Origin of the sequence: Mesorhizobium sp. M7A.F.Ca.US.006.01.1.1 (assembly GCF_003997935.1) — a bacterium.
Taxonomy (GTDB): Bacteria; Pseudomonadota; Alphaproteobacteria; order Rhizobiales; family Rhizobiaceae; genus Mesorhizobium.
In genome coordinates, this window is sequence record NZ_RZQL01000221.1 from 1 (window position 1) to 11,535 (window position 11,535).

At 64.1% G+C, this 11,535-nt stretch carries 11 protein-coding genes; 7 read left to right on the top strand and 4 right to left on the bottom strand.

The window, feature by feature from the left end; translation table 11 throughout:
* Window positions 1-578: LysR family transcriptional regulator (locus tag EN943_RS28795; RefSeq protein WP_127415570.1), on the bottom strand; the 578-nt coding region annotated here is incomplete at its 3' end.
* Window positions 579-706: 128 nt separating this feature from the next.
* Between EN943_RS28795 and EN943_RS28800 the strand changes: the two genes are divergently transcribed.
* From EN943_RS28800 to EN943_RS37995, 3 genes are all read left to right on the top strand, one after another.
* Entirely contained in the window at window positions 707-2,044 is a 1,338-nt protein-coding gene (locus EN943_RS28800) for an aromatic ring-hydroxylating dioxygenase subunit alpha (RefSeq protein ID WP_164778427.1), read from the top strand.
* Between the two features lie 83 nt (window positions 2,045-2,127).
* Entirely contained in the window at window positions 2,128-3,774 is a 1,647-nt protein-coding gene (locus EN943_RS28805; protein ID WP_127415572.1) for an acetolactate synthase large subunit, read from the top strand.
* Window positions 3,775-3,933: 159 nt separating this feature from the next.
* Window positions 3,934-4,179, top strand: coding sequence for a hypothetical protein (locus tag EN943_RS37995; RefSeq protein ID WP_206522824.1), 246 nt, complete (start codon window positions 3,934-3,936; stop codon window positions 4,177-4,179).
* A gap of 22 nt (window positions 4,180-4,201) precedes the next feature.
* Here the strand turns inward: EN943_RS37995 and EN943_RS28815 are convergent, their stop codons facing one another.
* Window positions 4,202-4,867: a GNAT family N-acetyltransferase gene (locus tag EN943_RS28815; RefSeq protein ID WP_245476009.1), complete on the bottom strand. Its 666-nt coding sequence runs from the start codon at window positions 4,865-4,867 to the stop codon at window positions 4,202-4,204.
* Window positions 4,868-5,069: 202 nt separating this feature from the next.
* Here EN943_RS28815 and EN943_RS28820 point away from each other — a divergent pair, with 202 nt between their 5' ends.
* Genes EN943_RS28820 through EN943_RS28835 form a run of 4 tightly spaced genes read left to right on the top strand, consistent with a single transcriptional unit; the run spans window position 5,070 to window position 9,416 of the window.
* Window positions 5,070-6,365 (top strand): ArgE/DapE family deacylase, encoded by a 1,296-nt coding sequence (locus EN943_RS28820; RefSeq protein ID WP_164778429.1) that lies wholly within the window; start codon window positions 5,070-5,072, stop codon window positions 6,363-6,365.
* Entirely contained in the window at window positions 6,362-7,420 is a 1,059-nt protein-coding gene (locus EN943_RS28825; protein ID WP_127415575.1) for a phosphotransferase, read from the top strand. Before EN943_RS28820 ends, EN943_RS28825 begins: the two co-directional genes overlap by 4 nt.
* Window positions 7,421-8,731 carry an aspartate aminotransferase family protein gene (locus EN943_RS28830; protein ID WP_164778430.1) on the top strand — a complete coding sequence of 437 codons (1,311 nt, stop codon included), beginning with the start codon at window positions 7,421-7,423 and terminating at the stop codon, window positions 8,729-8,731. It abuts the gene before it with no gap.
* A 16-nt stretch (window positions 8,732-8,747) separates the two neighbouring features.
* Window positions 8,748-9,416, top strand: a complete 669-nt coding sequence (locus EN943_RS28835; protein WP_127415577.1) for a GntR family transcriptional regulator — start codon at window positions 8,748-8,750, stop codon at window positions 9,414-9,416.
* Here the strand turns inward: EN943_RS28835 and EN943_RS28840 are convergent.
* Window positions 9,413-10,717: an FAD-dependent oxidoreductase gene (locus EN943_RS28840; protein ID WP_127415578.1), complete on the bottom strand. Its 1,305-nt coding sequence runs from the start codon at window positions 10,715-10,717 to the stop codon at window positions 9,413-9,415. The genes EN943_RS28835 and EN943_RS28840 overlap by 4 nt on opposite strands.
* On the bottom strand, window positions 10,714-11,535 hold an 822-nt coding region (locus EN943_RS28845; RefSeq protein ID WP_164778431.1), incomplete at its 5' end, for a branched-chain amino acid ABC transporter permease. The genes EN943_RS28845 and EN943_RS28840, both read right to left, overlap by 4 nt.

The following is an 11,535-nucleotide window of genomic DNA, read 5'->3' on the forward strand; positions in this document are numbered from 1 at the left end:
GCCATGAAAGCCTCGGGCTCTTCCGAGGCGAGCGCCGGATAACGCGCCAGGAACGCCGGCGCGCAAACCGGGAACCACTCACCCTCGAGCAGTTTTTCGGTCACGAATTCGGGCCATTGCCCGGCTCCGCCGAAACGGATCGACAATGCCACTTCAGGCTGGTCGAAATCCCTGTAGTCGGTGGATGTCTGCAGCAGCACCCGGCCATCGGCCACCTGCGATGTGATGACGCCGAAGCGCGGCATCAGCCATGCCTGCGCGAAGTCGTGGCTGCAGCCGACCACGAATGTATCGCTGTCGTGCGCGGTCAAATCCTCGACTGCTTGCCTGATGGTGCCGAGACCCTCGCGGATCGCTTCGGCCAGCGTGTTGCCGGCTCCGGTGACGGCGACGCGGTTGCCTCTGCGCGTGAACAGCTCGACCGACAGCTGGCGCTCGAGATTGGCGACATGCCTGCTGACCGCCGATTGTGCGATGTTGAGCTCCTGCGCGGCCAGCGTCAGCCCGCCATGCCTGGCGGCAGCCTCGAAGACGACCATGGCGTTCAGGAGGGGAAGCGATGTCTTGAGGGTTTTCACGATCTGGGCCTGCGTTCATGCCTTTTCGATATGAAGGTCTATCATATCTGTATTTGCGGCAAGTCTTTCCACATCGCACACTCTATCGAAACGTCATTCGAACGCCAGCGAGCAGAAAGGTGTTTGCCGTGCAGGCCTATACACCGAACAGCCAGCCTATCGACAGAAGCGAGACCGTCAGGCTGATCGACCGGCAACGTCCGGACTGGTCGCTGGAACAGGCCTTCTATGCCGACCCGGCAATCTTCGCGCTGGAACGGGTCTTGTGGTTTCCGCGCCAATGGATGCTTGTCGCCCATGCCAGCGAGGTGCCTGAAAAGGGCCGCTACATCGTGCGCCAGCTGTTCGACGAGGAGATCATCGTCGTGCGCTTCGGCGACGGCGAGGAGGACATCGCGGCCTACTATAATGTCTGCACCCATCGCGGCTCGCGGCTCTGCGCCAAGGACGGTCGCGGCAAGCTTCTGATCTGCCCCTATCATGCCTGGTCGTTCAGGCTGACCGGCGAACTAAAGTCACGGCAGGATCTACCGGCAAGCGTCGATCCGGAGGCGCTGGGACTGCACCGCGTGCCCTGCAAGAGTTTCGGCGGCCTCGTGTTCTGCGGCCTCGATGCCAATTCGCTGCCCGACATCCAGCCTGTCGCGGACGGGCTGACCGGTGGCTTGCGCGAAAACGGCCTCGACCGTTCACGCATCGTCGCGCGCAAGAACTATCTTACCAAGGCGAACTGGAAGCTGGTGCTCGAGAACTTCCTCGAATGCTATCACTGCCGGCCGGCTCACCCCGAATATTACCGCGTCAACGGCCATGTCAAAGTGACCGCGACCCGCGACGCCGACAAGGCGGTCGAATGGCAGAACGAAATCGAGGCGTGGCACAGCGTCATCGGCGATGCCGAATTCCACAAGGGCACGTGGCAGGCTGGCGACCTCGACACGATGCCATTTGCCATGCACCGCAAGCCGATCGGCTCCGGCCGCAACACGCTGTCCAGTACGGGTGAGGGGGTCTCTTGCCTGATGGGCGGCCGTCACGCCTATGATGGTGGCGAAAGCGGCTTCCGCCTCGGACGCCTGTCGTTTGCAAGTGCTGCCAATGACTATGTCACGCTGTTCCAGATGATACCGCGCAGTGCCACGGAAACCGACGTCATCCTGACCTGGCTTGTCGACAAGGATGCCGATGGCGACGTCGACGCCGATGCCATCAGCTGGATGTGGGACGTCACCACAATGCAGGACAAGAAGATCACCGAGGACAATGCCGACGGCATCATGTCGCGCGCTTACCGGCCGGGGCCCTACACGCCGCTGGAAAGCCAGACCTCGTTCTTCGTGCAGACCTATCTGTCGGAACTGCGGTCGCTGATCACCGGCACGCGCAGCGCGCCGATCAGCCAATGGTCTGCGCCGAAGGAGCTTTTCGCTTCGCCGAAAGCGGCGAGCTGCAATACGCGGCTCTGATTTGCGGCCGAAGATGCCTCTTTGAGGCGTCGCATTCCGATGCCATATGAAGGTGGCCGACGGAATGTTGCGGGAGACGGTTTATGACCAAAGGTTCGGATCTGTTCGTCGCGGCCCTGGAGAACGAAGGGGTCGAACGGATTTTCGGCATTCCGGGCGAAGAAAATCTCGATATCGTCGAATCCATCCGCCGCTCCTCGATCCAGCTGATCCTGACCCGCCATGAGCAGGCAGCCGCTTTCATGGCCGCCACCTATGGCAGGCTCACCGGCAAGCCGGGTGTGTGTATCACCACGCTTGGCCCAGGCGCGCTCAACCTTTCGACCGGTTCGGCCTATGCGCTGCTCGGCGCGATGCCGATGATCATGATCACCGGCCAGAAGGGCATCCTGTCATCCCGGCAGGCGCGCTTCCAGATCGTCGACATCGTCGCGGCGATGAAGCCGCTGACCAAGCTGTCGCGTCAGATCGTCTCGCCGAAGATGATCCCCTCGCTGGTGCGCGAAGCTTTCCGTGTCGCCCAGGAAGAGCGTCCCGGCCCCGTGCATCTGGAACTGCCGGAAGACATTGCGGCGGCGGAGTGTGAACCGATCGCGCTGGTGCCGACGCACCCGGTCGAACTGCCGCTGGCCAGCCCGGGCGCGCTTGATCGCGCCGCCCGTATGATCCTGGAAGCCAAACGTCCGCTGCTGATGTTCGGCGCGGCGGCGTCGCGGCCGCGCGTGACTCCCGACGTCGCGCAGTTCGTGCTGCGCACGCAAATTCCCTATTTCACCACGCAGATGGGCAAGGGAACCGTGCCCGGCGGCACGGAGCTCTATATGGGAACGGCAGCCCTTTCGGAGCGCGACTATGTGCACGAGGCCATCGAGCAGGCCGATCTAATCATCACCATCGGTCACGACACAGTGGAGAAGCCGCCCTTCATCATGGGGGCGAAGGGGCCGAAGGTCATTCATGTCGGCTACCATTCAGCCGACGTCGAGCAGGTCTATTTCCCGCAAGCCGAAATCGTCGGCGACCTCGGTCCTTCGCTGGCGTTGCTGGCCGACCGCATCGAGGGCAAGATCCCCAACGCACAGGCGCTGCTGCCGCTGCGGGAAGGCATTCTGAGCCGGATCGCCGCGCGCGCCACCGAAGATCGCTTCACGCCGCAGCGCATCGTGCATGACGTGCGCGCCGTGATGCCGCCGGATGGGATCCTCGCCCTCGACAACGGCATGTACAAGATCTGGTTCGCGCGCAACTACCGGACGCGCATGGCAAACACGATCCTGCTCGACAACGCGTTGGCCACCATGGGCGCAGGCTTGCCGTCGGCGATGATGGCGGCACTGCTCTATCCGCAGCGCCGTGTCATGGCCATCTGTGGCGATGGTGGTTTCATGATGAACAGCCAGGAACTGGAGACCGCCGTCAGGCTCAAGCTCAACCTCGTCGTTCTGCTGCTCGAAGACCATGCCTATGGCATGATCCGCTGGAAGCAGGCGGTCGATGAGTTCCCGGATTTCGGCATGACCTTCGGCAATCCCGATTTCGTCAAGTATGCCGAGGCCTATGGCGCCAAGGGGGCCAGGGTTGCGGAGATCGCCGACTTGCGGCCGGCGCTGGAACAGGCCTTCACCGGCGGCGGCGTGCATCTCGTCGTCGTACCCATCGACTATTCCGAAAACACCAGGGTGCTTGTCGACGAACTGCGCGAGCGGCTGCCGGCGCCGCAGGCGCCCTGACGGCAGCGACAAAGCCGCCGTCAGGATTGCTTGGGCGGAAGACCCTACACCTTGCAATAAGGCGTTACCGCGCGATGGTGCCGAAATCCTTAGCGATCTCATAGCCGATGCCGTCAGCCGCCGCCTTGCGAGGTCGAGTTCCGCCGGGCTTTGCACCAGATGGCGCAGCGCGCCCACCAGATGCGACAGGAAGGCGCCCTCGTCATTGTCCGTCGTCTCGCAGGACAGCCATGCCGTCAGCCTGCCGTGGCGCGCGACTTCCGCAGCCCATTGCGCCATCGTCGTCGACTTGCCGAAGACAGCCGGCGCGGCGAACAGCACGATGCGCGTGTCGATGGCGTTCCAGCGTCGACAGAATGGTCTCGCGGCGCACCCATCGGCGATGGTGCGGCGACGCTTGGCTGACGGATGGCGGAGCTGCTCTCATCTAGGTCCGCGCAACCTGCCGGTTCTCCGGGGAAAGCGCGGCTCCCTTGCCAGTGTTCCGCTCTGCTTCGATCAGCGGAATCTGTGGTGCAACATGGCGCGGCAAGGTTCCCTTGATCCGGGGATCGTCGACGATCTCAAATCCGGTCGCGAAGGGCACGAACCCGCAGGCACTGTAGAACCCGATGACGCTGTGATGATCGAAGCTGCTCGTATGCAGCCAGATACGGTTCGGGTTGAGGCGCCATGCGAGGTCCAGTGCGCCGGCCATCAGCCGTTTGCCGAAGCCCCTGCCGGTCAGGGACGGGAATAGGCCGAAATAGGTGATCTCGATCTCGCTGCTGTCGGCGACGAAGAATTCGACCATACCGAGATGCGCGCCGGTCTCGTCATGGCCGTAGTAGAGATGCTGGCGCGGGTCGGCGAAATGCTCGGTGATTTCGGCATCGGACATTTCGGAAACACGGTCCCACAGCCAGGGCGCGCCGATCTCGAGAAAGATCGCTCGGTAGGAAGCGCAGTCGGGCGTCGTGATCCGTGTCATGGCCAAAGGGTGCGCGAGATCCGGCTGCGGCGCGCGCGCCTCCATCCACGTCACCGCATTGGCGAGCTTGCCCGCCGGCAGGCGATGGTAGCCAATGGCGAGATCGGTGATTTCTGCGGGCATCGTGTCTTCGGTGATCAACGCATTCCTCGTCATGTCTTCCAGAGATAGCAGTATCGGCTTGCTGCATCCGATGCCAACTCCCCAAGACCATGGCAGCATCGAACGGCAAGTCCTGGACTGAAAGCTTGGCGCGCATACCTCTTGCATTCCACAGGAATGGCATATGAGATATGATACACCATCCAGACGAAAGTGAGATATGATGCCTGAGCCGATTGCGGACGAGGCCATCCTGGGCGCAGTCGATGATGGCTTCGCCCGACAGGTCGCGTTTCTGCAAGACCTCGTGCGGTTTCCTTCGCAGCGTGGCGAGGAACACGCCGCGCAGTCGTTCATGGCGGCTGCCTACGAGGCGGATGGCTACGCGGTCGACATGTGGCGCGTCGATGTCGATGCGATTCGCGACTTGCCGGGGTTTTCACCCGTGGCGGTGTCATATGACGACGCCTTCAATGTCGTTGCTACCCACACGCCGCGAAATGCGAACGGCCGCTCGCTGATCCTCAACGGCCATATCGATGTCGTGCCGACAGGGCCACTCGACCGCTGGGCGCGCGATCCCTACGATCCGGTGATCGAGGACGGCTGGATGCATGGCCGCGGCGCCGGCGACATGAAGGCCGGCCTGTCCGCTTGTCTCTATGCGCTGACCGCCTTGCGCAACCTTGGCTACCAGCCGGCCGCGAACGTCTACCTCCAGTCGGTGGTCGAGGAGGAGTGCACCGGCAATGGCGCGCTTGCATGCCTGCAGCGCGGCTACCACGCCGACGCCGCCTTCATTCCCGAACCGCTGGAGCCGAGACTGATGCGGGCTCAGGTCGGTCCGATCTGGTTCCGGGTCGAGGTCGACGGCGATCCGCAGCATGCGTCGGGCGCATTCTCGGCCGGCGCCAATGCCATCGAAAAGGCATTCGTCATCATCCAGGCGTTGAAACAGCTCGAAATCGTTTGGAACGCGCGCAAGGTCGACGACAGGCATTTTCACGATCACCCGCACCCGATCCGCTTCAATCTCGGCAAGATCGAAGGCGGCGAGTGGACATCGAGCGTTCCGGCGCGCTGTGTCTTCGAGATGCGCGTCGCCACCTATCCCGGCCAGAGGCTCGAAGACGCCAGGGCCGAGCTTGAAGCCTGCATTGCCGATGCGGCGCGTGCCGATCCGTTCCTAGCCAATCGCCCACCGACGATGACCTACAACGGCTTCATGGCCGAGGGCTATGTGCTGGAGGGCGCCGACGAGATGGAAGCCGTGCTACGCCGCAGCCACACCGCCGTCTGGGGCGAGCCGCTGACGGAACACGTCACCTCGGCCACCACCGATGCACGGTTCTTCGGTCTCTATGCCGACACGCCGGCGATCGTCTCCGGCCCGATCTGCCGCATGCCGCATGGCTATGACGAGGCGGTCGATCTCGACTCGGTGCGCAAGGTCACCCAGACGATCGCCTTGTTCATTGCCGACTGGTGCGGCCTTGAGCCGATCGAGGCCAAGCCATGAATGCGGCCGTGCCCGATGCGTTCGGCGAAACGCTTGCCGAGGATGCGCCTGACGTGTCGACGGCCGACGCGCTCGCCATCCTGTGCCGGCAGTATGGGCTGACCGGCAGCGCGCGTCCATTGCCTGGCGAACGCGACCACAATTTCCATATCCAGACCGATGGCGAGGGCGAGTTCGTCCTGAAGATATCCCATCCGGCGGAAGAGGCTGGCTTCACCGACTTCCAGAACAAGGCGCTCGACCACATCCTTGCGGTCGATCCCACTTTGCCGGTTCCCTCGGTGCGCAAAAGCCTTGAGGGCGAAGCGCAGTTTGCGGTCAGCGTCGATGGCTCGGCACCGCGCATCATCCGGCTGGTCACCTATCTGCCCGGCCAGCTGCTGTCGCGCTCGCCGACTTCCGAGGCGCAGGATCGCAATCTCGGCATCTTCCTCGCCCGCCTTGGCCGCGCGCTGCGCGGCTTCTTCCACCCGGCCGCCGGCAGCGACCTGCTCTGGGACATCCGCAAGGTCGCCAAGACACGGCCGATGATGGCGCACATCACTGATCCGAGCCGGTGGGCGATGGTTGAGCGCGCGATCGACTCCTTCGAGAAGCATGCGGCGCCGGTCATCCCGAAACTGCGCGCACAGATCGTCCACAACGACATGAACTCCTACAATGTGGTGATGGACGCGTCGCGGCCGGAGATCGTCAGCGGCATCCTCGATTTCGGCGACATGATCCATTCGCCGCTGATCTGCGACCTTGCCATCGGCGCCGTCTATCGCTGGCCGGCGGAAGGCCATCCGCTGGCGCCGGCCGCGCGCTTTGTCGCCGGCTATCAGTCCGTGCAGCCGCTCGAGGAGGAAGAGATCAGCATTCTCTTCAATCTGATCCGTGCCCGCCTTGCGCTGATCGTCAACATCGCCAGTTGGCAGGCCGAGCGATTCCCGGCCAAACGCGACTACGTGCTGCGCCTCGCCACCGAGGTCTGGGCTTCGCTTGAAAAGCTTGATGGTCTGTCGTCCACCGATGCCCGCCGCTATTTTCTCGACCATTCCAATCCGGAGTAGATGCTCGTGTCCCAGTCCTCGTCATATCCTTCAAATGCCGACGCGGCTGCATCGGAGCGCGCGCTGCTTGAACGCCGCGCCAAGCTGCTTGGGCCGACCTACCGCGCCTTCTACCGCAACCCTATTCATCTGGTGCGCGGCAGCGGTGTGTGGCTCTACGATGCCCAGGGCCGCAAGTTCCTCGACGCCTATAACAACGTCGCCTCAGTCGGCCACTGCCACCCGCGCGTTGTCGAGGCGCTGTCCGGACAGGCCGCAACGCTCAACACCCACACACGCTATCTCAGCGAGATCATCCTCGATTACGCGGAAAAGCTTCTCGGCACCGTTCCGGCGCATCTCGGCCATGCCATGTTCACCTGCACCGGCAGCGAGGCTAACGATCTCTCCATCCGCATCGCCCAGCATTCCAGCGGCGGCACCGGCGTGATCATCACCGATTTCGCCTATCACGGCGCCACGATCGCGACGGCGCAGCTTTCACCGGCCGCTGTCGGCGCAAAGGGCGTGCCCGCACACCATCGCACCGTGTCGGCGCCGGACACATTCCGCGACCATGGCCAGGCCGCGCATGATTTCGCCAGAAATGTCGCCGCCGCCATCGAGGACATGCGCACAAAAAATATCAAGCCGGCGGCGTTGCTTCTCGATTCGGCCTTTTCCAGCGACGGCATCTTCTTTCCCGATGCGAAGGTGATGCGTGAGGCAGCGGATCACGTTCGGAAGGCGGGCGGCATCGTCATCGCCGATGAGGTCCAGTCCGGCTTCGGCCGGCTCGGCCAGGGCATGTGGGGTTTCGCCAATTATGGCATCGAGCCCGACATCGTCACCATGGGCAAGCCGATCGGCGACGGCCATCCGATGGGCGCCGTGCTTGTGCGGCCGCAGCTTGTCGCCTCCTTCGGCTCGAACACCGGCTACTTCAACACATTCGGCGGCAACCCGGTCGCGGCCGCCGTCGGCCTCGCCGTTCTCGATGTCATCGAAGGCGAGGGGTTGATCGAGAATGCGCGCAATGTCGGCGCCTACACGGCCGAGCTGCTGCGCGCCCTGCAGAGCCGGCATGGCGCGGTCGCCGACGTCAGGCACAACGGCCTCTATTTCGGCATCGAGCTGACGGCGGACGGCGACGAGGCACTGGCCGCCACCAAGACATCGGCGGTCGTCGAAGCCATGCGCGAGGACGGCGTGCTGATCTCATCCTGCGGTCCGCGCGGCAATGTGCTGAAGATCAGGCCGCCACTGCCGTTTGCCAGGGACAATGCCGAGCAACTGGCCGAGACACTCGATCGCGCGCTGTCGAACTGGTGATCGGAGCGGACCGCGTATGCTGAAGCTCGAACATCAGACACTGAATGACCGCGCCTATGGCGCGCTCAAGCAGGAGTTGATTTCCGGTGGCTTCAGCCCGGGGCAGACGCTGGTCATCCGCAAGCTCGCCGAAACGTTCGGCATCTCGACGACGCCGATCCGCGAGGCGCTGCAGAGGCTTATCGCCGAGCGGCTGCTCGAGATGCAGAACAACCGCTCGGTCATCGTGCCGTTGCTGTCCGCGCCAGCCTTCGAGGAGCTGACGCGCATCCGCATCGCCGTCGAGGGACTGGCGGGCGAGATGGCGGCGACCAGGATGAGCGAAAGCGGGCTGGCTGACATACAGGCGACGCTCGCCGGCATGCAGCGTGCCATCGAGGCCGGCGACGCCAGGGCCTATCTCTCGTTGAACGAGGCGTTCCACTTCGCCATCTACCAGCATGCCGGCGCGCCGATCCTTTTGAACATGATCCGCGACCTGTGGGGTCGGGTTGGGCCTTATCTCAAGCTGCTGATGCAGGCCGATCGCTACATCCCGCACTCCAACGACGCGCATCGCAAGATCGTCGCCGCACTGGAGCAGCGAAGCGGCCCCACTGTGCGGATTTTCATAGAAGAGGACATCGCGATGGCGGCCGCCGTGCTGTCGGCAAACCTTGACGCTGCCAAGCTACTGTCGGCCTAGCTCGTCCTGTCCAGCCGATCGCGCAGCATGCTCCAGCCGAGCAGCATGTTGGGCGCGTGCCGCAGCAAGGCATGGAACGGGATTGGCGCCGGCGGCGCAAATGGCAGCGGCAGGTCGCGGGCCTCGGTTCCAGAGGCCCAGTCCGCCAGCACCTTGCCCATCGCCGTGGTCATGGCGATGCCGCGGCCGTTGCAGGCGCGCCCGGCGATCAGGCCCGGGCCGAGGTCAATCAGGTGCGGCAGGAAATCCGGTTCGACCGCTGCCATTCCCGACCAGCTATAGGCGAGTGGCGGCAGGTCGGGCAGATCGAGATGCCGGCCAAGCCTTCGCCAGATCGTCTGCGGCACGCGCGTGTCGGCACCGGTGCCAAGGATGTGCATGCCGCCGCTGATCAGCCGGTTTTCGGCGTCGAAGCGGAAGGTGAACAGATTGCGTCTGGTATCACCGACGCCTTGTCCACCGGGAAGCAACCGGCTGCGTACTTCACGAGGCAATGGCGCTGTCGCGATCTGGAAGACTTTCAGCGGGAAATAGGTTCGCTGCAATGACGGATTGAGGGACCAGCCATAGGCGTTGGTGGCGATCAGCGCCTTGCCCGCGCGTACCGAGCCCGCCGACGTTTTCAGCATCCAGCCATCGGCCATGCGATCAACCGAGGTGACACGCGTCTGCTCGAAGATTTTTGCGCCGGCCTTCTCCGCCGCATCGGCTAGCCCACGCGCATAGGCGACCGGATTGAGCACGCCGCCGGAACGATCCATCCAGCCACCGACATAGCCCGGCACGCCCGTCAGTGCTTCGATTTCCTGCCGATCCAATGTGACTGCCGGCCGGCCACGCTGCGCCCATTGCCCAGCACGTGACTTGACCTTTTCGAAGGTGACAGCCGAATGCGCCGGCTGGATCCATCCGTTCGGCACGGCGTCGCAGTCGATGTCGTGCTGGCGGATCAGGCGGAAAACCAGGTCGGCGCTGCCGGCAGCGAAATCGATCAGCCTTTCGCCGCGCGATGGTCCGAGATGGGCCAGTATGTCGACCGGGTCCATCTTGGCGAAGTTCGGCACGACGAAGCCCGCATTCCTGCCGGTCGCGCCCCAGGCGATGAATTCGGCTTCGAGAACGGCGACGGAAAGGCCTTTGCCCGCCGCATGCAGCGCGGTTGAAAGGCCGGAAAAGCCGCCGCCGACGATGGCGAGGTCGACATCGATCCCGCCTTGCAGCGCAGGCCGTTCTCGACGGTCGCGGCTGACGGCATGCCAGAGCGAAGCGCCGTGCGCTTCCTGCCGGATCGCGGCATTCATGACGGGGAGATGCTCTTGGCCGTCGCTACCTTCGCCCGCTTGCCCAGCCACGGCCGCCGCGGCCTGTCGCCGAGCAGGCCGTTCGGCCGGATCAGCAGGATGACGCAGAGCATGACGCCGATGGCGGCGATCTGCAGCGCGGCGGCGCGGGCCTGCTGTTCCGGCGGGAACAGGACGCTGGTCAGCGTGCCCGATCCGGCCCATATCGCCCAGACCAGGACACTGCCGATGACGGCGCCGAGATTGCTGCCCGAGCCGCCGACGATCAGCATCACCCAGACCTGGAAGGTCAGGATCGGCAGGTAATTGTCCGGCGCGATGAAGCCGGTGAAATGCGCCTGCAGCGCTCCGGCCAGCGCCATGATGGCGCCGCCGACGGCAAAGGCCTGGACGCGATAGAAACGGGCGCTCTTGCCGAGTGAAATCGCCGCCCGTTCATCCTCGCGCAACGCCTTCAAGACCCGTCCCCACGGGCTGCGCGACAGATGCTCCAAAGCGAGATAGGCGATCAGCGTGACGACCGAGACCACGGCAAGGTTGGAGAGGTTGAACAGCAGCGGCGTCTCGGCAAAGCTGCCGAAGGGGCGCGGGATGAAACCGATGCCGAACGGTCCGCCCGTCAGCTTCTGCGCGTTGAGCGCGACCAGTTGCACCACCACGGCGACGCCGAAGGTGGTGATCGCCAGATAGTCGGATCTCAGCCGCAGCGTCGCCATGCCGGTAAGCGCCGCAGCGATGCCGCCGACGACCATGGCGCCCGCCCAGCCGACGAGGATCGGCAGGCCGAAGCCGCCCAGCCGCGCGGCATCGTCCGGGGT